Consider the following 21,765-nt stretch of genomic DNA (forward strand, 5'->3'; position numbering starts at 1 on the left):
ATGGCTACCGATGTGGATTTGTTTCGAGCACTGTGGATCAGACCCCTATGACGGCAACTTTCGGCCGCTTCCCCCGGGTTGAAACAAACCGCTTATTCAGAATTCGGCGAGCTTCGCGAAACCTGCGCCTGATTCACTCGGCGGCGCCGGAAAAACATCAGCGCCACGCCGATCGCGGTCAGGATAACGGACGCCACTTCGGGGGCCGCGCCGATCCGTGTCGCGATCGTCGTCGTGTCGCGCAATGGTAGCTGGGCGACCAGCGCGGCGGGGTCGAGTTGGCGCGTCCGCTGCGTGAGCGTGCCGTCCGCGGTGATGATTCCGCTGACCCCCGTGGTTGCCGCGACCACGAGAGCCCGGCCGTGCTCGACCGCCCTGACCCGTGACATCGCGAGTTGCTGGTAGGTCATCTCGCTCAGCCCGAAGGTCGCGTTGTTGGTCGGCACGGTGAGCAATTGGGCGCCCGAGTCCATCGATTGCCGGAAGGCCCGATCGAACGCGACCTCGTAACACGTGGCGACACCGATCGGAATTCCGGCGGCCGTTACCGAACCGTCACCATTTCCGGGGACGAAATGTCCGGCTTGATCGGCGTAGGACGAGAACAACCGAAAGAAACTCCGCATCGGCAAATACTCGCCGAAGGGCTGGATGATTTTCTTGTCGTGCCGGTCGGCCGGGCCCGCCGCGCCGTTCCACACCATCACCGAGTTCGTGGTGGTGCGGTCACCGTTCACCAGGACTGCGCCGACCAGGATCGGCGCGCCGATCCGCTCCGAGGCCTCGGTGATCTCGGCGGCGGCGTCGGCGTTGCGCAATGGATCGATGTCGGAGGAATTCTCCGGCCAGATCACCACCTCCGGCCGGACCGCGTCACCGCGGTCGACGGCGGCGGCGAGTTCCTCGGTGCGCCGGACGTGATTGTCCAGCACGGCGCGCCGCTGCGCGTTGAAGTCGAGACCGAGCCGCGGCACGCTGCCCTGGATCGCGGCGACCGTGATCGTCCGGGTGCCGTCGTCCGGGGCGGGCAGCGTCGGCCGGAGGATCACTCCGGCGAGGGGCATGATAGCCACAGTGGCGGCGGCCGTGGCAAATCCGGCCCGGGTGGCGCGGTCGCGCCTGCGGGGCGCCGGAGTCGCGGCCCAGGCGCGCACGCGCAGTGCGAGGGCGGCGAGCGCGGTGCCGGTCAGCGCCACGGCGAAGCCGACCAGTGGGGCGCCGCCGTAGGCCGCCAGCGGCAGGTACCAGCCGTCGGCCTGACCGAAAGCGATACGGCCCCAGGGGAATCCGCCGAACGGGAAGCTCGAACGCACCCACTCGGTCGCGGTCCAGGCGAGCGCGACCCAGACCGGCCAGCCGGGCAGTTCACCCAGCCGGCGCGCCAGCAGGCCCCACAGCCCGAAGTACACCGCGCAGGTGGTCGAGAGCGCCAGCCAGGGCAGCGGTCCCACGTAGATGCCGGTCCACGGCAGCAACGGCACGAAGAACGCGAGCCCGCCGAGCATGCCGTAGCCGAACCCGCCACGGAGCGGGCCCGGTCCGCGCACGGCGACCGTCAGTAGCGCGACGGCGACCGGCGCCAGGAACCACCACGGCCGGGGCGGGAAGCTCGCGAACAGCAGCAGCCCACCCACCGTGGCCGCGAGCATCCGCCACAGGATGCCGTATCCACGGCCGGCCGCCGCCGGTGACTCGTCGACCGACTCGGTGGTCGCCGAGCCGGAACCGGGCTCGGTCGCGGGATGGATCATGATGTCGGACTCCGTGTTTCGTGGACGCGCGCGGCGAAGTTCAGCGGTCGGCCGAGTAGATGGTGACGCCGTCGCGCACCGTGCGCAGGCAGGTCGGCAGCGCGGCGCCGGGGTCGAGGCGCGGCAGGCCGGGCACTCGCGAGCGCGGGTCGGTGGACCAGCACTGGACGGTGTCGGCGGCCGCGGCGACGACGAGGTCGCCCGCGTCCCAGACCGCGTAGGAGGCCGGAGCGCCGGGAACCAGGGTGCCCGCGACGCCGTCGCGCACCCCACCCGCCCGCCAGGCGCCCCGGGTGGCCGCGGCGAAGGCGGCGCGCGGGGACAACCCGTGGCCGGGGGTGCGGTGGTGCACCGCCGCCCTGACCTGTTCCCACGGATTCAGCGTGGTGACCGGCGCGTCCGAGCCGATGGCGAGGGAGACACCCGCGGCGGCCATGGCGGCGAACGGGTTCAGGGTGGCCGCCCGCTCGGCGCCGAGGCGGTTGGCGTACATGCCGTCCGCGCCGCCCCAGGCGGCGTCGAAGCCGGGCTGCACCGAGGCGATCACCCCGAGCGCGCCGAGCTGCTCGATCGCGGCGGCGTCGGTCATCTCCGCGTGCTCGACCCGGTGCCCGCGCGCGGCCACGGCGGGTCCGCCGAGTTCGGCGGCGACGGCGGCGAAACCGGCGACGACGAGGTCCATGGCGGCATCGCCGATGGCGTGGAAGCCGGCCTGGATGCCCGCCTCGGTGCAGGCGCGCAGGTGCGCGGTGATCGCGTCGCCGTCGAGGAAGTTCTTGCCACAGCCACCCGCGTCGGCGTAGGGCTCGCGCAGCAGCGCGGTGTGCGAGCCGAGGGAGCCGTCGACGAACAGGTCACCACCGAGGGCGGCGACGCCGAGTTCGTCGACCAGCGCGCGGGCCTGCTCGGCGGTGCGCACGGCCTCGCCCCAGTAGGCCCGCACCGCGACACCGTGGTCGAAGGCGAGCAGTTCCCGCAGGTCGTCGCGACCGGAGATGTCGGGCCCCGCGCATTCGTGCACGGCGACGACGCCGTGCGCGGCGGCCGCGTCGAGCGCCGCCGTGCGGGCCCGATCACGGTGCGCGGCATCGAGTTTCGCCAGGGCGACGGTGCGCACCCGGTGGTGCGCGTCGGCGCGCAGCGGTTCGCCGCGGCGGTAGCCCTCGCCGAGGTCGCCCGCCGCGTCGAGCAGGGCGGAGGAGGCCACGGCCGAGTGCGCGTCGACGCGGGCCAGGTACACCAGGCGGCCGGGTCCGGCGGCCTCGTCGAGTTCGGCGACCGTCGGCGGGCGCTGTTCGGGCCAGGCGGTGTCGTCCCAGCCCTCGCCGATGATCACACCGTCGGGATGCGCGGCGGCGTGCGCGCGCACCGCGGCGAGCAGCTCGGCCAGCGACGCGGCCCCACCGACATCGAGCCCGATGAGTTGCAGGCCCAGCGCGGTGACGTGCACGTGCGGGTCGACGAACGCGGGCGCGACGAACGCGCCGTCGAGGTCGACGATCTCGGCGTCGGGATGCATCGCCCGCCCCGGCGCCTCGGCGCCGAGCCACACCACGGTGCCGTCGGTGACCGCCATCGCGGTCGCGTCCGGGGAGCTGGAACTGTAGAAACGACCGCCGATCAGCAACTGGGTACTCACGGTGTCCCAGTCTGCCGTATCGGCCGATCGTCAGGTCGGCAGGGACAGGACGGCGCGGAGGTCGGCGTCGCGGAGCCCCGCCGGGGTGCGCCCGCCCGCTTCGACGGCGATCAGCTCGAGTCGCCACGCGGCGACCGTGAAATCCGACATGGACTGTCCGGCAGCGGCACTCGCCCTACGTACCGCGTCGGCCAGTTCCGCGCTCACCTCGATGGTGACTTGCTCGGTGGCCATCGGCACACTGTAGACCTTTCACCGCCAGGGCGCGGAATCCTGCGGCCTGCCCGGCCCGAGGGCGGGCCGCAGGCCGGTGTGACCGTCGTCGTACCACTGCCCGACGACATCGCCGTCGACCACGTCACCGTCGGCGTCGACCACGACGCCGCGGTACGGCGACGGCGCGAAGGAGGGCAGCGGTCCGAAGCGGCGGGTGCCGAGCTTCTCCAGCACCGGCCGCAGCAGCGCCCTGGTCGGCGGGAACAGCGCCAGCAGCCCGACGACACCGGTGACCAGACCGGGGACGAACAGCAGCACCGAGCCGGTGGCGACGAGCAGCCCGTCGGCGACGGCGCTCTCCGCGGTGACCTCGCCGCGCGCGGCCCGGCGGAACCGGTCGAAGACCCGCCTGCCCTGCGCGCCGAGCAACAGCAGGCCGGCACCGGAGATCGCGAGGAGCACCAGCAGCGCCCAGCCCGCGCCGATCAGCTGGGCGAGGCCGACGAACGCGGCGATCTCGACGACGAGGTAGAGCACGAACAGCAGGGCGGTCATGGCGATCCTTTCGGACGATCTACTCCACTCAACGCGCGAGCGCCCGATTTTTCTCCCGGCCGCGCTCAGCCGCCGGGGCGGACCAGGCCGGTCTCGTAGGCCAGCACCACCGCCTGCACCCGGTCACGCAGCCCGAGCTTGGTGAGCACCCGGCCGACGTGGGTCTTCACGGTCGCCTCCGACAGGAACAGCGCGGCCGCGATCTCGGCGTTGGAGCGGCCCGCCGCGATCTGTTCGAGGACCTCGCGTTCGCGCGCGGTCAGCACGTCGAGGATGCCGGGGTCGCGCAGCCCGGCCGGGTCCTCGGCGACGAGCCGGTCCAGCAGCCGCTTGGTGACCTTCGGGGAGACCACCGCGTCCCCGGCGGCGACGCTGCGGATGGCGGAGACGAGGTCCTCGGGCGGGGTGTCCTTGAGCAGGAATCCGCTGGCCCCGGCGCGCAGCGCGCCCAGGGCGTGTTCGTCCAGGTCGAAGGTGGTCATCACGAGCACGCGGACCCCGTCGCCGGCGGCGACGATCCGGCCGGTCGCGGTGACACCGTCGACGACAGGCATCCGCACGTCCATCAGGACCACGTCGGGGCGCAGCTGGGTGGCGCGCAGCACCGCCTCGTCACCGTTGCCCGCCTCGCCGACCACCTCGATGTCGGGGTGCGCGCCGAGGACCATCTTCAGACCCATCCGCATGAGTTCCTGATCGTCCACCACGAGCACGCTGATCGGCATTGCCTCACCCTAGCGGGCGGATCAGTCGGCTTCGGCGCGCAGCGGGAGGGTGGCCAGCACCCGCCAGCGGCCGTCCTCGGCCCGGCCCGCGGTGAGGGTGCCGCCGAGCACGGCCACCCGTTCGCGCATCCCGACCAGGCCCATGCCGGTGCCGGGGATGCCGGTGTCCACCACCGGCACGCCGCCGCTGTCGACGATCTCGATCCGGATGTCGTCCTCGCGCCGGTGCACCCGGACCACCGCCTTGGGGTTCGCGCCCGCGTGCCGCAGCGTGTTGGTGAGCGATTCCTGCACGATGCGGTGCACGCCGAGGCTGACCTCGGGGGTGATGTCGTCGAGTTCACCGGTCAGTTCCAGATCGACGGCCAGTCCGGCGTCGCGCATCAGCTCGGCCAGCCTGGCGATCCCGGCGCTGCCGTGCTGGGGCAGCAGTTCGGGCGCGTGCTCGGTCCGCAGCAGGGCGACCGTGCGGCGCAACTCGCGCAGCGCGTCGCGGCCGGTGCCCGAGATCGTGGCCAGTGCGCGCTCGGCGGCCTCCGGGTCCTGGCGCAGCGCGTATTTCGCGCCGTCGGCCTGCACGATGATGACGCTGACCGCGTGCGCGACCACATCGTGGAGCTCGCGGGCGATGCGGGTGCGCTCGGCGGCGACGGCCTCGTGCGCGCGGCGCTCCTTGTCGTAGTCGGCGACGGCCAGGCGGGCGGCGACCTCCGAGTCGTAGGCGTGGCGGGCGCCGTTGAACTCGGCCAGCGTCCAGCACAGCGCGTAGATCACGGCGACCAGGATCAGGTCGGCGCCCTCGGGGGTGCCGAGCAGCAGCACCGAAGTCACGATGTCGACGCCGAGGAACGCCAGGTAGATCAGTCCCTCGCGCCTGCCGACGTAGGCGACCAGGGTGTAGAGCATCACACCCAACCCGATCAGCGCCACGTGATCGGAGGTGTCCTGGCCGAGCACATAGCCGGTGATGCTGCACACCTGCGACAGCGCGAACATCACCGCCGCCACCGCGCGGGGATACACCCGGCGCAGGATCAGCGGCAGCGGCAGGATCACCGAGAAGACCAGGTAGACGGCCTTGTGCGGTTCGTCGCCCACACCGGCGGCGTCGAAGACCAGCAGGCAGGCGGCGAGAACGGAATCGGCGACGATGGGCCGTCCGCGGAGCCACAGACTGAACCGGCGCACCCGACCAGCTTGGCACGAGTGGCCCGCACCGCGGCGCCCCGACATGGGAATCGACTGGCTTTCCGGCCGCGATCTTGATTGCCTTGGTCGGTGCAGATAGGAGACTGGGCGGTCCTGTTGGTGGCCGCGGCCGCGGCCGGGTGGGTCGACGCGGTCGTCGGCGGTGGCGGGTTGATCATCCTGCCGACGCTGTTCCTGGTGGCGCCGGGCATCGCCCCGCAGACCGCGCTGGGCACCAACAAGCTGGCCGCGCTCTCCGGCACGGCGACGGCCGTGCTGACCTTCGCCCGCAAGGTGCCGATGCAGTGGAAGGTGCTGATCCCGGGCGCCGTGATCGCGGCGATCACGGCGGCGTGCGGCGCGGCGGCGGTCTCGCTGATCGATCGCGACCTGTTCATTCCGCTGGTCATGGTGGTGCTGGTCGCGGTGGCGGTGTTCGTGACGCTGCGGCCCTCGGTCGGGATGACGATGGCGACCCACCCGCCGACGCGGCGCAAGGTGATCCTGGTGGTCGCGCTCGCCGCCGGCCTGATCGGCCTCTACGACGGTCTGCTCGGCCCCGGCACCGGCACCTTCCTGATCATCACCTTCGCCACCCTGCTCGGCACCGAATTCGTCCGCGCCGCGGCGATGGCCAAGGTGATCAACTGCGGCTCGAATGTCGGGGCGCTGCTGTTCCTCGGCACCACCGGACACGTGCTGTGGGGCCTCGGCGCCGCGATGGCGGTGGCGAACGTGGCCGGCGCGCTGGTCGGTTCGCGCATGGCGCTGGCCAAGGGCGCCGGGTTCGTGCGGATCGTGCTGCTGGTCGTGGTCGTGGTGATGGTCGTGCGGCTGGGCTGGCAGCAGTTCGGTTAGTTCCGCGACTCGGCCGAGGCGGCCAGCCACGGTTGCAGGACCCGCGAGGTGGTCTCGTGGATCTTGCGGTGCAGGCGCTCGCCGTCCTCGATCCCGTGGTGGGGCTGCTGGAACAGCACCGTGAGCGCCCCCGAGACCGCGCCGACGACGGCGCCGACCAGTGCCGCGGCGCCGACCTCGTCGAGTTCGTGCGGGAACGCGGCGTGCAACTGCCTGGCGATCTCGCGCTGGGCCACCAGCTGGGCGTGCGCGGCGCGGCCGCTCACCGCGGGCACGGTCCGCGAGACCTGCGCGCGCAGCGCGGCGATGCGGCCGTTGAGGTCGTCGACGAGATGCTCGCCGGGGTTGTCACCCGCGGCGCGCAGGGCCCGCAGCAGCACCTCCACCGGACGCTCCCCCGGTCGCCGCGTGGCGATGGCGGCCACGGCCGCGCGCACCCGCTCGTCGGGCTCGGGAAAGAGCAGTTCTTCCTTGCTGGCGAAGTAGTTGAAGAAGGTGCGCGTGCCGACCTCGGCCTCGGCGGCGATCTCCGCCACCGTCGTCTCCTCATAGCCTCTGGCCTCGAACAATCCGACCGCGGCGAGCAGGATCGCACGGCGGGTTCGTTCCCTTTTTCGATCGCGGAGGGCGGATGGCGGCACGGCGGGCACCCTACGGCATCGGCGCGGCCCGCCGCGGGAGGACGGGGTCAGCGCGTCACGGTTGTGACTGCCGGAACCGGTATTTCACGCTAGCGTAGGCCGGGTGACCACCACGACTTCCAGGGAAGTGGACGACGAGTTCCGCGCGCTCGGGTTGCGCGCGCTGGCCGACGCGGCGCTGTCCGCGGCGCGGGCGGCGGGCGCCGAGCACGCCGATCTGCGCGTGCACCGCTTGCTCACCCAGTCGATCCGGCTGCGGGACGGCCGGGTGGAGGCCGTCACCGACTCGACCGAGCTCGGGCTGGCCGTGCGCGTGATCGTCGACGGCACCTGGGGTTTCGCCTCGCACGCCGCGCTCACGCCCGAGACCGCGGCCGAGGTGGCGCGGCGCGCGGTGACCGTGGCGACAGCCCTGCGCGCGCTCAACCGGGAGCGGGTGGAGCTGGCCGACGAGCCACGCTATGCCGACGTCTCCTGGGTCTCGGCCTACGATCTCGACCCGTTCGCGGTGCCGACGGCCGACAAAGTGGCGCTGCTGCAGGACTATTCGGAGCGGCTGTTCGCCGCCGACGGCGTCGACCACGTCACGGCCTCGGTGCTGCAGGTCAAGGAACAGGTCTTCTACGCCGACACCGCCGGATCGGCGATCACCCAGCAGCGGGTGCGGTTGCATCCGCAGCTCGAGGCGATCACCGTCGACTCCGCCTCGGGGGTGTTCGAGACCATGCGCACGCTGGCCGCGCCCGCGGGTCGCGGCTGGGAGTACGTGACCGGCGCCGACGGAATCTGGGACTGGGCCGACGAACTCGCGCGGATCCCCGGCTGGCTGGCCGAGAAGGTGAAGGCGCCCGGGGTCGTCGCCGGACCCACCGATCTGGTGATCGATCCGACCAATCTGTGGCTCACCATCCACGAGTCCATCGGGCACGCCACCGAGTACGACCGGGCGATCGGCTACGAATCCGCCTACGCGGGAACCTCGTTCGCGACTCCCGACCAGCTGGGCACGCTGCGCTACGGCACGCCGATCATGCACGTCACCGGGGATCGCACGCAGGTCAACGGACTGGCCACGGTCGGCTACGACGACGAGGGCGTGGCCGGGCAGCAGTGGGACCTGGTCCGTGACGGTGTGCTGGTGGGCTATCAGCTCGACCGGGTCTTCGCGCCCCGGCTCGGCCTCGACCGTTCCAACGGCTGCTCCTACGCCGATTCGCCGCATCACGTGCCGATCCAGCGGATGGCGAACGTGTCGCTGCAACCGGATCCCGAGCGGGACACGAGCACCGCCGAGCTGATCTCGCGGGTCTCCGACGGTCTCTACATCGTCGGCGACAAGTCGTGGTCGATCGACATGCAGCGCTACAACTTCCAGTTCACGGGGCAGCGGTTCTTCCGCATCCGCGACGGCGAACTGGCCGGGCAGGTGCGCGATGTCGCCTACCAGGCCACCACCACCGACTTCTGGGGGTCGATGGAGGCGGTCGGCGGGCCGAGCACGTGGCAGCTGGGCGGCGCGTTCAACTGCGGCAAGGCCCAACCCGGGCAGGTGGCGGCGGTCAGTCACGGCTGCCCGTCGGTGCTGGTGCGCGGGGTCAATGTTCTCAACACCCGGACGGAGGCCGGTCAGTGAGCGAATCGGGTGTGTTCCCCGCGGGCGCGGTGGTCGAGCGGGCGCTGGCCGCGTCCAAGGCCGACGAGGCGATCGTCATCGTCACCGACGCGCACGAGGCCTCGCTGCGCTGGGCCGGGAACTCGATGACCACCAACGGTTCCTCGGTGTCGCGGGACTGGGCGGTGATCTCGGTGTTCCGCGACGGCCCGAACGCCGCGCGGGTCGGCAGCATCAGCTCCACCAGCGTCGATCCGGACGACATCGAGGCCGTGGTCCGCGCGAGCGAGGAGGCCGCCCGCACCGCGACGCCCGCGCGCGACGCGATGCCGCTGCTCTCGCCGGCCGAGGACGATTCGGCGACCTGGGAGCACGCGCCGGGCGCCACCGAGATCGAGGTGTTCACCGGGCTGGCCCGCGACCTGTCGGCCGGTTTCGACGGCGCCGACCGGCTGTACGGCTTCGCCCACCACCAGGTGCACACGACCTGGCTGGGTACCTCGACCGGCGTCCGCCGCCGCTTCAGCCAGCCCACCGGATCGGTCGAGATCAACGGAAAGCGCGGCGCCGGAAAGGATCTCGCGAGCGCCTGGGTCGGCGTCGGTACGGCCGATTTCACCGATGTCGACACGCCGGGGCTGCTGGCCGAACTGTCGCGGCGCCTGGACTGGTCGGCCACTCGCGTCGACCTGCCCGCGGGCCGCTACGAGACGCTGCTGCCGCCCTCGGCGGTGGCCGATCTGATGATCTACCTGGCCTGGTCGATGGAGGGGCGCGGCGCGCACGAGGGCCACACGGCGTTCGCCCGCGCGGGCGGCACCCGGATCGGTGAGCGGCTCAACGACATCCCGTTGACGCTGTACTCCGATCCGTCCGCGAGCGGGCTCGAGTACCGGCCGTTCGTGGCGACGCCCTCGTCGTCGGAGTCGCTGTCGGTCTTCGACAACGGCCTGTCCGCCCAGCGGGTCGACTGGATCGGCTCCGGTGTCATCGAGTCGCTGGTGTATCCGCGCGCCACCGCGGCCGAATTCGACGCGCCCGCTACCCTGCCCGGCGAGAACCTGCTGCTCACCGGCGGCACCGACGCGTCGCTGGACGACATGATCGCCCGCACCGAGCGCGGCCTGCTGCTGACGTGCCTGTGGTACATCCGCGAGGTCGACCCGGCGACCCTGCTGCTCACCGGCCTCACCCGCGACGGGGTCTACCTCGTCGAGGACGGCCGGGTCACCGCGGCGGTCAACAACTTCCGCTTCAACGAGAGCCCGCTGGACCTGCTGCGCCGCGTCTCGGAGGCGGGCGCCACCGAGATCACGTTGCCGCGCGAGTGGAAGGACTGGTTCACCCGCACCGCCATGCCGCCGCTGCGGATCCCGGACTTCCACATGTCGTCGGTGAGCCAGGCGACCTGATCGGTCCTCGCGGACCGACCGCCGATCTCGCTGTCGGTCAACAACTCTCGAGTCCCTCGGAAAGCCCGAACCACTACCCGGCAAACAGCTACAGTGTCGTCGTCGACGGCGGACGCCGGGGTCGCGGCGAGGGGATGCAGGTTGGACACGGGGAATCACCAGGGCAACTTCGGCGAAGACTACGTCCGTGTGCTCGCCTCGGCCGCGGGATTGATGTGGGCGCAGGACAACGCCGATCTCGACGGCGTCGACTTGAGCCTGAAGATGCCCGGCAGGACACCCGTCGGCTTCTCGCCACGGATCGAAGTCCAGGTCAAGACGATCACCAAACCCTCCTTCCGCCACGGAGTCCTCAACTACGACGGTCTCGATCGCGGAAAGTACAACAAGCTGGCCGGCACCGAATTCCAAGTGCCCCGCTACCTTTTCGTCGTCCATGTGCCTGCCCGCTCCGAGGGTTACACCGACCTCAGCACGGCGGGCCTGCTGCTGCGCCACATCGGGTACTACCTGTCGCTACGCGACAACGCCCCGCTGCCGCCGGATGATCCGCGGGGCCGTATTCGTGTCAAGGTGCCGGTGAGCAATGTCCTGACGGTGGCGAGCCTGCGCGCGCTCGTCCTCGGCAGTCCCGTCCTGACCGGCGGGTGACTCGGTGGCCCTGCCCGCGCCCGACATCGCCGATGTCGTCGAGTACCTGCGCGTCCACGGCTGGACCGTCACCGGCCGGTGGCGCGCCGCCGACATCTGGAGCCGCGACGACTACGACGTGCTGGTGCCACCTTCGGACACCCTGGCCGACACCGCGATCCGGCTGCGCGAAGTGATCCGTTGCGTCGCCGAGGCCGAGGGCCTCCCGGAGCGCACCATCTGGCGTGACATCACCGAGCCCGACCTCGACATCGTCACCTACCGCCGCACCGGCGGCACCGACCCGTCCGTTCCGCTGTCCGACGGCGCGCGGGCGCTCATCGCGTTGCGGGATCTCATCACCCACAGCGCCCACGCGGAGGCGTCCGATTCCTCGCGGCGCACACCGGATTCGATGTCGACGAGCGTGCGCTGGCTGTTGCGGGAAATCCGGCTCACCGCCGGCACCGGCCCGTTCGGATTCGAGGTCGCGATGCCCGCCGATCACGAACAGTCTCTCGGTCGTCGCACCGCGGCCCGGCTGTTGCGCACCGCCGCCGCTGTCCGGTCCGCCGCGGCCCCCGGCGACGGTCTCGCCGAGACCGCTTCGCTGCGACACCACTTCGGCGAAGCGACCGTCGGCGCACTGGCGGACCTGGCGGGCGATGCCGACGGCACGGCCTTCGTCCTGGCCTTTCGCTGGTCACGCTCGGCGCCACGCCCGAACGAGTCGGTGACATTTCCCGCCGGAATCGGCTCAGCGCTCCGTGGTGAGTTCGCCACCGTCGAGCGCCCACCGATTCCAGCCGCCCCGCTCGACCCGCTGCCGTTGGTCGCCGCACCACCACGCGCCGCAGCAGGCGCCGTAGAAGGCACCGTGATCGGCTTGGCCGATGATGCGGACGGCGACCGCTGGGTGGTCCGCATCCGCGGAATCCTGCGCGTCGACGGCGTCGCGACCGGCCGCACCCGGGCGATCACCGTGCGGCTGGCCGACGCCCGGGATTACGACCTCGCCCTCGCCGCGCATCGGGGCGGACATCAAGCCCGCGCGGAGGGCGTCGTCGTCGACACCGGTCGCGCTCGCGAAATCACTGTCGCGGCACGGGGGTTCACCGTGCTCGACCCCCCACCGAACCCTCAGTGAAGGACCCCGATGACCGACCACCGATTGACCGCGACCCAGCGTTTCGTCCTGCTCGTGCTGATGGCCGAGGCCCGCGAACTCACCAACGCCGAACTCCACGCTGTCGCGGGAATCAAACTCGACGGCAAACCACGCCAGCAGCTCAACGACCTCGGTCTGGTCGACAGCACCCGCGTCGGCCGAGCCTTCGTGCACGAGTTGACCGATCGTGGTGCGGTGTGGTGCACCGAGGAACTCGCCGCTCCTCGCCCGGCACGCTCCGGTGGCGCGGGCGGCACGCTCTACGCCGTCCTCGCGGGCCTGCGGCGTCACCTCGACGAGTCCGGCAACACCCTCGCCGATGTCTTCCGCCCGAATATCACCGGTCAGGTGGAGTCCGCGTACGCCGAGCTGTCCCGCGGCAAGGGCACACCGATCCGGCTGGCGACTCTGCGCGACCGACTCGACAGCGTGCCCGCCGACGAATTCGACAGAGCGGTGGCCCTGCTCGCTCGCCGCGAGGGTGTGCACGTCCGGTCCGAAGCAGACCAGAAGACGCTCACCGCCGCGGACGCGGACGCCGCCGTCGTGCTCGCGGGCACAGCTCGGCATCTGCTCATGATCGAGGTGTCCCGGTGAACGAGGAGCACCACCACGCGTTCACGTCGATCCAGTTCAGCAGCGTTCTGAGCCCCGATCAGATCTGGGGACCGCTCCACCATCACGTGGACGGTCTACATCCTCGGGCGATCCAGGCGATCACCCGCGCGGTCGACAACGCCGTGCGACGGCCGACCGGATCACCGACCGGTCTGGTTCTCAGCGGCGAGAAGGGGGTCGGCAAAACGCATATGCTCGGCTGGCTGCGTCAGCACGTGCACGAGCGTGACGGCTGGTTCTTCATGCCGAAGCTGGTCGACGGCATGTCGTTCTGGTCGGGCGCGGTTCACGGCATCGTCACCCGGCTGCTCGGGTCCGAGAGTGGGCAGCTTCGCCCCATGTTGGGCGCGCTGGCGGACCGGGCCGGTTGCGGGCCGGAATTGCGCATGCGCCTGTGCGGCATGCTCGAGGTCAGCCGCGCCGATCTCGACACCTTCCTCGAGCGGATCGCGGCCATCGACGAACAGGTCGCGGTCGACTGCGCGGACACCTTGCGCGCGCTGGTGCTCTATCGCGGTCGCGGCCGCTCCCGGGACATCGGGCACGCGTTCCTGGTCTTGGACGAGGGCATCGATGCGGCCGAGGCCGAGGCATGGGGATTCGGATGCGTCCACCGCGATCCGCAATTGAAGTTCGGCGACATGACGCGACTGTTCGCCCTCACCGGTCCGGTGGTGCTCGCGATCGATCAGATCGACACCGTGATCGCCCAATCCGCCGACACCGACGAAGATCTGCTGGCCAACCGGCTCGCCGACGCGCTGGTCCGGATGCGCGAGGAGACGACCCGTACGCTCATCGTGGTGGCTTGCATTCCCCGCTCGTGGGAACTGCTGGCGACACGCTCGGTGAACTCGACCGCCGACCGGTTCACCGTGCTCGAACTGTCGACCGCCATGCCCGGTGCCGCGGTCGCAGCGGCGATCGTCGAGCGTCACCTCGGCGGCGTGTACGGCGAGATCGGATTCGTACCGCCATTTCCCACCTGGCCGGTGCTGCCAGGGGCGTTCGACCGACCCGAGGTCGTCGACTTCACCCCACGCCGCCTGTTGCAGCGGGTAGAAGAGCATGTGCGCCAGTGTCTCGACGCCGACACCGCGACCGAAATGGACCGGTTCGTCACAGCCCCCGCCGAGACGGTCGTGCGGTCGGCAGTTCCCACCCCGACCGAACTCGCCGTCTTCGACGAACGCTTCGCCGAGGCCAGAGCCCAGGCCGATGTCGCGGCGCCGCTGGACCCGGACCGTGAAGACGCGCTGATGTACCCCCTGCTGTACGCCGCGTTGCGCAGCTACGTGCTCGAGCAGAACGGCAGCGGCGTGACTCTGAACGTCGACACCCCGTCCGGCGTCACGTCGGCACTCCACGCGCGACTGCGCCGCACCCTCGACGAGGCCACCGAGGACGAGGAACACTGGAGCTTCCGCGCGATCGCCCATCCGCACCCCCGGGCGGTGCAGACCCGGTTGCGCTCTGCCGTGCTGGAGGCCGGAATCACCCCGGGCAGCACCCGGCGGCGTCTGGTGGTCCTGCGCAACACTCCGTTCTCCCGTGGTCCGGTGACCCTCGCCCAGCTTGCCGAGCTCGAAGCCGCGCACGGGGTGGCGTTGCCGATCTCCGAGGACGATCTGAGGACCTTCTCCGCGCTGGAATCGATGCTCACGGACGGTCAGGCGGGCTTCCTGTCCTGGCTGCAGCATCGACGGCCGGCAAGCAATTCGCCACTGCTCACCCGGGTGTTGCCGGGGCCTGACGACGGCGGCCCGACCAGCACCGTCGAGGGCCCACCGAGCGACCCGCCCCCTCATGGGCCCTCTGCAGTCGGCCCGGCGCCGGGCGATCGCGGCCGGGACGCGCCGGTGCCGGCCGATCCGGCGAACAGCGTCGAGCCGGACGAATCCGTCGATGAGGCCGAACTCCGGGACGATCAGACTCCCGCGGTGTCCCTGGGTCGAGACACGGTCAGCGGCAAGGACTTCCGGGTCCCCCTGCTGTTGTTGCGCAAGCACACAGCGGTCTTCGCCGGATCCGGTTCGGGCAAGACGGTGCTGCTGCGCCGCCTGGTCGAGGAGGCCGCCCTCCACGGCGTCTCGTCGATCCTGATCGACACCAACAACGATTTGGCCCGCCTCGGCGACGCGTGGCCGTCGCCACCGGGCACCTGGAGCGCGGGCGACCACGACCGCGCGCAGCGCTACCTGAACGAGACCGACGTGGTGATCTGGACCCCGCGTCGCGAGGCCGGGCGTCCACTCGCCCTCAACCCCCTCCCCGATTTCAGTGTGGTTCGCGCCGACCCGGATGAGTTCCGCACGTCCATCGACGCCTCGGTCGCCGGGCTCGTCCCCCGCGCCGGGCTCACGCCACGCCGGGAGGCGACCGGACGCGCGGTGCTCACCGAGGCGATGACCTATTTCGCCCATGGCGGCGGCAGTGACCTCGGCGAGTTCGTCACCCTTCTGGCGACACTGCCCGATGGGGTGAGCACCATCAGGAACGCACTGGCGCTGGCGCAGAGCATGGCCGAGGAACTCAAGGCGGCGATGATCAACGACCCCCTCTTCGGCGGGGCGGGTGAGCATCTCGATCCCAGCCTGCTGTTCACCCCGGCGAGCGGAAAACGCGCCCGCGTCTCCGTCATCAGCTGCATCGGTCTCCCTACCGACGCCCAGCGACAGACATTCGTCAACCAGCTGCAGCTGGCCCTGTTCGCCTGGATCAAACGCAATCCGGCCGGCGACCGACCGCTGGGCGGGTTGCTCGTCCTGGACGAGGCCCAGACCTTCGTCCCGTCCCGCGGCACCACCGCGTCGTCGGAGAGCACGGTGAAACTGGCCACCCAGGCCCGCAAGTACGGACTCGGCATGGTGTACGCGACTCAGGCGCCGAAGGCGTTGCACAATCTGGTCACCGGTAACGCCGCCACACAGCTGATCGGATTGCTCAACGCCTCGATCCAGATCCAGGCGGCCACGGAACTGGCCCGGGCGAAAGGCGGACGCGTAGAGGACATCTCACGTCTGCCCGCCGGGCGCTTCTACGCAGCCACCGAAGGCACCGGGTTCGGGAAGGTCCAGGTCCCGATGTGCCTGAGCCACCATCCGAACAGCGCGCTCACCGAGGACGAGGTGATCGAGCGGGCGCGTCGCTGACACGCCCGCCCGGCCCGTGGTCACCGGTCCGGCAGGGGGCTCACACCCGCTCGAGCACCGCCGAGGCGCCGATGCCACCGGCCGCGCAGATCCCCAGTAGGGCGGTGTCCTTGCCGGTGCGGGCCAGTTCGTTGGCCATGGTGGTCACCATGCGGGCGCCGGTCGCGCCGAAGGGGTGGCCCAGCGAGATCGATCCGCCGTGCACGTTGAGCTTGTCGAGGTCTACCGAGCCGACGGCCTCGTCGCGGTCGAGGCGGGTCTTGGCCCACTCCGCGCTCTCGAGCATGCGCAGGACCGACAGGGTCTGGGCGGCGAAGGCCTCGTGGATGTCGACGAGATCGATGTCGGCCAGCGACATCCCGGCCTTGTCCAGCGCGCGGGGCATCGAGATGGCGGGACCGATGAGCACCTGGTCGGCGGGGTCGACGCTGACGAAGCTCCACGAGCGGAAGGCGGCCAGCGGGGTGAACCCGAGGGCGCGCGCCTTCTCCTCGCTCATCAGCAGCACCGCGGAGGCGCCGTCGGTGAGCGGGCTGGCGTTGCCCGCGGTGACCGTGCCGCCCTTGGCGAACACCGGGTTCAGCGTGGCGAGCTTGTCGACGCTGGTGCCCGCGCGCACCAGGCCGTCGGTCTCGATCCGGGTGCCCGCGGGGGTGGTCAGCGGGACGACCTCGTCGTCGAAGCGGCCCGAGGCGATCGCGGCCGCGGCGCGGTGGTGCGAGCGGGCGGCGAACTCGTCCTGGTCGGCCCGGGAGATGCCGTTGATCCTGGCCATCTTCTCCGCCGACTCCCCCATCACCTCGCCGGTGGTGCGCTCGGAGATCTTGGGCTGGCGCGGCAGGATGTCGGTGAACGGCGCCAGCTGGCGGACCACGTCGAGGTAGTCCTTGGGCTTGGGCTTGCCCAGCGCCACCGGCGCCACGGCGTGCACGACCTTCTGCGGCAACTTGATCTCGGCATTGCTCGTGGAGTCGCTGCCACCGGCGATCATGATGTCGTATTCGCCGCGTTCGATCGCGGCGGCCGCGGAGGTGACGGCCTGCAGGCCCGACGCGCACGCCCTGGTCACGGTGTAGCCCTCGCACCCGAAATCCAGGTTCAGGTCCAGCGCCACCTCGCGCGCGATATTGGGCGCGTGACTGGGCAGGACGACCCCGCCCCAGACGATGGACTGGATCTCACCCGGCGCGATCCCGGTCCGTTCGAGCAGGCCACGCACCGCGGCGCCCGCGAGAGCGATGCTGTCGAGGCGGGTGAAATCGGTGAAGGCGCGCACGAACGGGGTACGCGCGCCCGCGACGATGACGGCGCGATTCTTGGCCATGTGAGTCCCTTCGGAGAGTCCGCTGAGCCCCACGTTATCCGATACCGTCGGTACTGGATACCGGTTCGCCGAACCCGGCGCCTCAGGCGGGAGTGATCTCGATGCCGATCGTCCCGTCCTTGCCGCGGCGCAGATTGCTGCCGAGGATCACCAGCGGGCCGGTCAGCCAGTACTTGCGGCGCAGCCAGGACCGCACCTGTTCGGTCTCCGCGCCGTCGAGGATCCGCGCGGTGCCGCCGACAACGGCACCGTGTGCCACTCCGCGCGCGTTGCACGGTTGCAGTGTCACCTCGGGATTGCGCCGGATGCGCTTGACCTTCCAGCTGTCGGTGACGGTCCAGACGAACAGTTTGTCGTCGTGCGCGACCGCCCAGACGGGGGTGCCGACGGGCGAGCCGTCCTTGCGAAAGGTGGTGAGCAGCACGTAGTTCGCGTCTTGCAGTTCGCCGAGGCGGTTCGTCATGCACGCAGCCTAGCGGGCGCGTGGGAAGTCGGCCCGGCCGCTGCTTTCCCCTTCCACGGTGTACCGGGCAGCGGGACGCCGAAATCGGTACGGGCGGATGCGCGGAATTCTTCTTAACCTCGGTGCCGTCCGACTCGTTCTCCGGAAAGGCCAGCCATGACCGATACCGCCGTACCGCTGCTGTGGGCCGGTGATCTGCCGAGCACCCTCGACTTCTATCGGGCGCTGGGCTACACCGTCGTCGACGAGCAGACCCGGCCCTATGTCTACGGCGCGATCGAGGGGTACGGGTGCGCGCTGCACTTCGCGCCCGCGCCACCGGGACTCGACCTGCCCACCGAGCACGTGGGCGCCCTGCTGCTGGTCGAGGATGTCGCCGCCCGTCACGCCGAGTTCACCGCGGCGCTGCGCGCCCACTACGGCAGGGTCCCGGCCAAGGGCTGCCCCCGGATCACCCGGTTCCGGCCGGGTCAGTCCCGGTTCTCCCTGGTCGACCCCGTCGGCAACACCCTGCTGGTGATCCAGCGCGACGAACCCGACGACGTCGAATACGGCGGCTCCCGCGAACTCGACGGCCTGGCTCGCGTCCTCGACAATGCCCGAATCCTGCGCGATTTCAAGAACGACGACCGCGCCGCCACCCGCGCGCTCGAAGCCGGTCTGCATCGCTTCGGCGCCACGGCCGCGGCGATCGATCGTGCCCGCACCTACGCCGCCCTGGCCGAACTCGCGGTGGCGACGGAGAATCCCGAGCGCCTCGCCCACTGGAAGTCCGAACTCGATTCCGTCGACCTGACCGCCGAGGAACGCACCGCCCTGTTCACCGACGCCGCCGCCTCCGACCTGCTCACCGCCTGGCTCACCGCCACCAGTCCGACGGATTGAGTGCCCCCGAGGCTGCTCTCCGCCAAGGGGTTGTATCCCGGCCACACCGGAGTGGCCGCGACAGCGGAGTTTCGGGAGCACCGTCGACCGGGGCACCGTCGCCGATCATCGCCACACGGCGAACGACCCGGAGATCAGTCATGCTGTCGACAGTCGGCCGACCGCGGTCGGCCGGATGAGTGGGGGGTTCGATGTCCTCGGCACCGGAGTGGTCGCGCCAACGCGGATTCGGGATCAGCGTCGACTGGGGCGCCGCGGGAGCCGCCGCCATCGGGCCGGCAGCCGCCGCGCTGGTGGTGATCGACGTGTTGTCGTTCACCACCTCGGTGTCGGTGGCGACCGGCGCGGGCACCCGCGTGTTCCCCTACCGCTGGCGTGATGCTTCGGCCCGGGGCGTTCGCCGATCGGCACGGGGCCGCGCTCGCGGTCGGCCGTCGCGAGGTCGAGGCCGACCAGCCCTGGTCGCTGTCCCCCGCGGCACTGCGGCGGGCGCCGTTCACCGAGCGGCTCGTGCTGCCCTCACCCAACGGTTCCACCATCGCGGCCGGCGTCACCGGGGTGCCGGTGGTCGCGGGTTGCCTGCGCAACGCGCGCACGGTCGCCGCCTGGCTCCGCGCCCAGGGCTGGGGCACGCCCGCGCTGCCGGTCGCGATCGTCGCCGCGGGCGAACACTGGCCGGGCAGCGGCGGCGTGCGTCCCGCGCTCGAGGATTGGCTCGGTGCCGGCGCGGTGGCGGCGGCCCTGCTCGACCTCGGCGCGACCGATCCCTCGCCCGAAGCACGAACGGCCGCGGCGTCGTTCACCGCCACGACCGACGTCGCCGCCACCGTCGCGGACTGCGCGTCCGGGCGCGAGCTCATCAGCGGCGGTTTCAGCGAAGACGTCACCGTGGCGATCGAACTCGACGCCGAGCCGACGGTGCCCGTCCTGCTGGACGGCGCGTTCGCCGCCCAGCCCGTCCACTGACCCGCCGACGCGGCTTGCGGTATTTAAATACCCGCCCTACGCTCGGTGCCATGGTGCGTCTCCCCCTCAGCCCGGCCCAGGTCGAAGCAGGTCGCCGCCTCGGGCGCCGCCTGCGGTCCGCGCGCGGCGACCGCGAGCTCGCCGCGGTGGCCCAGGCCGCCGGAATCTCCCCGGAGACGCTGCGCAAGATCGAATCCGGGCGCCTGCCCTCGCCCGCCTTCGGCACCGTCGTCGGGTTGGCCGAGGCGCTCGACATCCCGCTCGCCGAGCTCGCCGAGGTCTATCGCGCCGAGCGGATCGCCGAATCCGCCTGATCAGTCCCGCAGGGTCAGGATCATCGGCTCGTCGGCCGTGATCGCCACGGTGTGCTCACTGTGCGCGCAGCGGGAGCCGTCGGCGGAGCGGATGGTCCAGCCGTCGGGGTCGGTCACCACCTTGTCCGTGGTCGCCGCGAACCACGGCTCGATCGCCAGGGTGAGCCCGGGGCGCAGCCGGAAGCCGCGGCCGGCACGGCCGTGATTGGCCACGTGCGGATCCTCGTGCATGGTCCGGCCGATGCCGTGGCCGCCGAATTCGGTGTTGACCGGATAGCCGTACTCGCGGGCGACGGCGGAGATCGCGGCAGAGATGTCCCCGATGTGGTTGCCGGGCCGCGCGACCTCGATCGCGGCGGCGAGGGCCTCCTCGGTGGCCCGCACCAACCGCACATCCGCGGGATCAGGGGTGCCGACGATGGTGGTCACCGCGGAATCGGCGGCCCAGCCGTCGATCGTGACGGCCAGATCGGCGGTCAGCACGTCCCCGTCACGCAGCACGTAGTCGTGCGGCAGACCGTGCAGCACCGCGTCGTTGACCGCAAGGCACACGGTGTTGCGGAACGGTCCGCGACCGAACGAGGGCGCGTAGTCCCAGTAGCACGACACCGCGCCGCGCTCGCGAATCCGTTCCCGCACATACTCTTCGAGCTCGAGCAGGTTCACGCCGACGGCGGCGCGCGCATGCACGCCCGCCAGCACGTCGGCCACGAACCGGCCGGTCACCCGCATCCGTTCGAGCTCGGCGGGCGACTTCAACTCCACCATCACGCCTCCAGTTGGTATTTTCATACCAATCTAGCGGCGTCGGTATAAAAATACCAATCAGGTCAGCGGTTCAGATTGCCCATGTCGATCGGGATCTGCGCGCCGGTGACCTTCGCGGCGTCGTCCGAGCACAGCCAGGCCACCGTCGCGGCGATCTCCTCCGGCTCGATGATGTAGTCCGGCAGCGAGTTCATGAAGATCGGCGCCAGCGTGCTCGCGTATTCCTCAAGCAGCGGCCCGATGTCGTTGGGCTGCATACCCGAGGCGACGCCGGCCGGATGCACCGTGTTGACCCGGATGCGGTGCGCGCCCAGCTCGTTGGCCATGGTCTTGGCCAGGCCGGTGATGGCGTGCTTGGTCGCCACGTAGTGACCGGTGAACGGAATGCCCTTGAGGCCGCCCACCGAACTGGTGAACACCATCGCACCGCCCTCGCCCTGCGCGATCAGGTGCGGCACAGCGGCTTTCGCGGTGTGGAAGACACCGGTCAGGTTGACGTCGACGGTCTCCTGCCACTGCTCGGCGGTGATCTCCCACGACAGCGCGGCCGAGCAGATGCCCGCGTTCGCGACGACCACGTCGAGGCGCCCGAACTGCTCGATGCCCGCCGCCAGCGCGGCCGACAGGGCGTCGAAATCGCGCACGTCGACCTTGCTCGCCGCGATCTTCGCGCCGGTCTCCTCGACCAGCCGCACCGTCTCGGCCAGGTCGGCCTCGGTGGCGCCCGCGTAGGCGGTGCTGGCGAATTCCGCGCACGCGTCGATCGCGATGATGTTCGCGCCCTCCTGGGCGAATCGCACCGCCTCGGCACGGCCCTGGCCACGGGCCGCGCCGGTGATGAAGGCGACTTTGCCTTCGTAGCGTCGCGTCATGTCGTACT

General features: G+C 71.0%; 21 protein-coding genes. 10 read left to right on the top strand and 11 right to left on the bottom strand.

Annotated elements, in window-relative coordinates; all coding sequences use genetic code 11:
* Positions 1-92: 92 nt before the first annotated feature.
* From lnt to AB0H56_RS26060, 6 genes are all read right to left on the bottom strand, one after another.
* Positions 93-1,649 (bottom strand): apolipoprotein N-acyltransferase, encoded by a 1,557-nt coding sequence (gene lnt, locus AB0H56_RS26035; protein WP_357168051.1) that lies wholly within the window; start codon positions 1,647-1,649, stop codon positions 93-95.
* A gap of 142 nt (positions 1,650-1,791) precedes the next feature.
* The gene (locus AB0H56_RS26040) at positions 1,792-3,390 is read right to left on the bottom strand and encodes an amidohydrolase family protein (RefSeq protein WP_357167968.1); all 1,599 of its coding nucleotides are present in this window, start codon (positions 3,388-3,390) and stop codon (positions 1,792-1,794) included.
* A 30-nt stretch (positions 3,391-3,420) separates the two neighbouring features.
* Positions 3,421-3,624 carry a hypothetical protein gene (locus tag AB0H56_RS26045; RefSeq protein WP_357167970.1) on the bottom strand — a complete coding sequence of 68 codons (204 nt, stop codon included), beginning with the start codon at positions 3,622-3,624 and terminating at the stop codon, positions 3,421-3,423.
* Between the two features lie 18 nt (positions 3,625-3,642).
* Positions 3,643-4,161, bottom strand: coding sequence for an FxsA family protein (locus AB0H56_RS26050; RefSeq protein ID WP_357167972.1), 519 nt, complete (start codon positions 4,159-4,161; stop codon positions 3,643-3,645).
* Positions 4,162-4,226: 65 nt separating this feature from the next.
* On the bottom strand, positions 4,227-4,886 hold the full coding sequence (locus AB0H56_RS26055) for a response regulator transcription factor (RefSeq protein ID WP_280340072.1): 660 nt from the start codon (positions 4,884-4,886) through the stop codon (positions 4,227-4,229).
* A 21-nt stretch (positions 4,887-4,907) separates the two neighbouring features.
* Positions 4,908-6,074, bottom strand: coding sequence for a sensor histidine kinase (locus tag AB0H56_RS26060; protein ID WP_357167974.1), 1,167 nt, complete (start codon positions 6,072-6,074; stop codon positions 4,908-4,910).
* A 90-nt stretch (positions 6,075-6,164) separates the two neighbouring features.
* Here AB0H56_RS26060 and AB0H56_RS26065 point away from each other — a divergent pair, with 90 nt between their 5' ends.
* A complete protein-coding gene (locus AB0H56_RS26065; RefSeq protein ID WP_357167976.1) occupies positions 6,165-6,932 on the top strand; it encodes a TSUP family transporter in 768 nt (255 codons plus the stop codon).
* Here the strand turns inward: AB0H56_RS26065 and AB0H56_RS26070 are convergent.
* The gene (locus AB0H56_RS26070) at positions 6,929-7,519 is read right to left on the bottom strand and encodes a TetR/AcrR family transcriptional regulator (protein ID WP_110040726.1); all 591 of its coding nucleotides are present in this window, start codon (positions 7,517-7,519) and stop codon (positions 6,929-6,931) included. The genes AB0H56_RS26065 and AB0H56_RS26070 overlap by 4 nt on opposite strands.
* 157 nt (positions 7,520-7,676) lie before the next feature.
* On the opposite strand from AB0H56_RS26070, the gene AB0H56_RS26075 reads away from it, so the two are divergent.
* From AB0H56_RS26075 to AB0H56_RS26100, 6 genes are all read left to right on the top strand, one after another.
* Positions 7,677-9,206, top strand: coding sequence for a TldD/PmbA family protein (locus AB0H56_RS26075; RefSeq protein WP_357167978.1), 1,530 nt, complete (start codon positions 7,677-7,679; stop codon positions 9,204-9,206).
* 11 nt (positions 9,207-9,217) lie between these two features.
* Positions 9,218-10,597 (top strand): TldD/PmbA family protein, encoded by a 1,380-nt coding sequence (locus AB0H56_RS26080; RefSeq protein WP_357168053.1) that lies wholly within the window; start codon positions 9,218-9,220, stop codon positions 10,595-10,597.
* Positions 10,598-10,738: 141 nt separating this feature from the next.
* A complete protein-coding gene (locus tag AB0H56_RS26085) occupies positions 10,739-11,248 on the top strand; it encodes a DUF4365 domain-containing protein (RefSeq protein ID WP_357167980.1) in 510 nt (169 codons plus the stop codon).
* Positions 11,249-11,252: 4 nt separating this feature from the next.
* Positions 11,253-12,374, top strand: a complete 1,122-nt coding sequence (locus AB0H56_RS26090; protein WP_357167982.1) for a hypothetical protein — start codon at positions 11,253-11,255, stop codon at positions 12,372-12,374.
* Positions 12,375-12,383: 9 nt separating this feature from the next.
* The gene (locus tag AB0H56_RS26095; RefSeq protein WP_357167984.1) at positions 12,384-12,992 is read left to right on the top strand and encodes a hypothetical protein; all 609 of its coding nucleotides are present in this window, start codon (positions 12,384-12,386) and stop codon (positions 12,990-12,992) included.
* The gene (locus AB0H56_RS26100; protein WP_357167986.1) at positions 12,989-16,165 is read left to right on the top strand and encodes an AAA family ATPase; all 3,177 of its coding nucleotides are present in this window, start codon (positions 12,989-12,991) and stop codon (positions 16,163-16,165) included. The genes AB0H56_RS26095 and AB0H56_RS26100 overlap by 4 nt, the downstream gene beginning before the upstream one ends.
* Before the next feature lie 40 nt (positions 16,166-16,205).
* Here AB0H56_RS26100 and AB0H56_RS26105 read toward each other — a convergent pair whose 3' ends face one another.
* Both AB0H56_RS26105 and AB0H56_RS26110 read right to left on the bottom strand, forming a co-directional pair.
* Complete coding sequence (locus AB0H56_RS26105; protein WP_357167988.1) at positions 16,206-17,489, bottom strand: acetyl-CoA C-acyltransferase; 1,284 nt, start codon at positions 17,487-17,489, stop codon at positions 16,206-16,208.
* 82 nt (positions 17,490-17,571) lie between these two features.
* Positions 17,572-17,952, bottom strand: coding sequence for a PPOX class F420-dependent oxidoreductase (locus AB0H56_RS26110; protein ID WP_357167990.1), 381 nt, complete (start codon positions 17,950-17,952; stop codon positions 17,572-17,574).
* Between the two features lie 156 nt (positions 17,953-18,108).
* Between AB0H56_RS26110 and AB0H56_RS26115 the strand changes: the two genes are divergently transcribed.
* From AB0H56_RS26115 to AB0H56_RS26125, 3 genes are all read left to right on the top strand, one after another.
* The gene (locus tag AB0H56_RS26115; protein ID WP_357167992.1) at positions 18,109-18,837 is read left to right on the top strand and encodes a glyoxalase; all 729 of its coding nucleotides are present in this window, start codon (positions 18,109-18,111) and stop codon (positions 18,835-18,837) included.
* A 378-nt stretch (positions 18,838-19,215) separates the two neighbouring features.
* Positions 19,216-19,803 (top strand): 2-phosphosulfolactate phosphatase, encoded by a 588-nt coding sequence (locus tag AB0H56_RS26120; protein WP_357167994.1) that lies wholly within the window; start codon positions 19,216-19,218, stop codon positions 19,801-19,803.
* A 50-nt stretch (positions 19,804-19,853) separates the two neighbouring features.
* Positions 19,854-20,117, top strand: coding sequence for a helix-turn-helix transcriptional regulator (locus AB0H56_RS26125; RefSeq protein WP_110040593.1), 264 nt, complete (start codon positions 19,854-19,856; stop codon positions 20,115-20,117).
* Here AB0H56_RS26125 and map read toward each other — a convergent pair whose 3' ends face one another.
* On the bottom strand, positions 20,118-20,885 hold the full coding sequence (map, locus tag AB0H56_RS26130; RefSeq protein WP_357167996.1) for a type I methionyl aminopeptidase: 768 nt from the start codon (positions 20,883-20,885) through the stop codon (positions 20,118-20,120).
* 62 nt (positions 20,886-20,947) lie between these two features.
* Positions 20,948-21,757, bottom strand: a complete 810-nt coding sequence (locus tag AB0H56_RS26135; protein WP_110040591.1) for a mycofactocin-coupled SDR family oxidoreductase — start codon at positions 21,755-21,757, stop codon at positions 20,948-20,950.
* Between the last annotated feature and the right edge of the window lie 8 nt (positions 21,758-21,765).

Source organism: Nocardia sp. NPDC050717, assembly GCF_040654275.1.
Classification (GTDB): domain Bacteria; phylum Actinomycetota; class Actinomycetes; order Mycobacteriales; family Mycobacteriaceae; genus Nocardia.

Coding starts and splice junctions, on each gene's coding strand:
- lnt (WP_357168051.1), bottom strand. CDS start 1,649: ATGCTCGCGGCCACGGTGGGTGGGCTGCTGCTGTTCGCGAGCTTCCCG.
- AB0H56_RS26045 (WP_357167970.1), bottom strand. CDS start 3,624: ATGGCCACCGAGCAAGTCACCATCGAGGTGAGCGCGGAACTGGCCGAC.
- AB0H56_RS26050 (WP_357167972.1), bottom strand. CDS start 4,161: ATGACCGCCCTGCTGTTCGTGCTCTACCTCGTCGTCGAGATCGCCGCG.
- AB0H56_RS26055 (WP_280340072.1), bottom strand. CDS start 4,886: ATGCCGATCAGCGTGCTCGTGGTGGACGATCAGGAACTCATGCGGATG.
- AB0H56_RS26095 (WP_357167984.1), top strand. CDS start 12,384: ATGACCGACCACCGATTGACCGCGACCCAGCGTTTCGTCCTGCTCGTG.
- AB0H56_RS26105 (WP_357167988.1), bottom strand. CDS start 17,489: ATGGCCAAGAATCGCGCCGTCATCGTCGCGGGCGCGCGTACCCCGTTC.
- AB0H56_RS26110 (WP_357167990.1), bottom strand. CDS start 17,952: ATGACGAACCGCCTCGGCGAACTGCAAGACGCGAACTACGTGCTGCTC.
- AB0H56_RS26115 (WP_357167992.1), top strand. CDS start 18,109: ATGACCGATACCGCCGTACCGCTGCTGTGGGCCGGTGATCTGCCGAGC.
- AB0H56_RS26120 (WP_357167994.1), top strand. CDS start 19,216: ATGCTTCGGCCCGGGGCGTTCGCCGATCGGCACGGGGCCGCGCTCGCG.
- AB0H56_RS26125 (WP_110040593.1), top strand. CDS start 19,854: ATGGTGCGTCTCCCCCTCAGCCCGGCCCAGGTCGAAGCAGGTCGCCGC.
- map (WP_357167996.1), bottom strand. CDS start 20,885: ATGGTGGAGTTGAAGTCGCCCGCCGAGCTCGAACGGATGCGGGTGACC.
- AB0H56_RS26135 (WP_110040591.1), bottom strand. CDS start 21,757: ATGACGCGACGCTACGAAGGCAAAGTCGCCTTCATCACCGGCGCGGCC.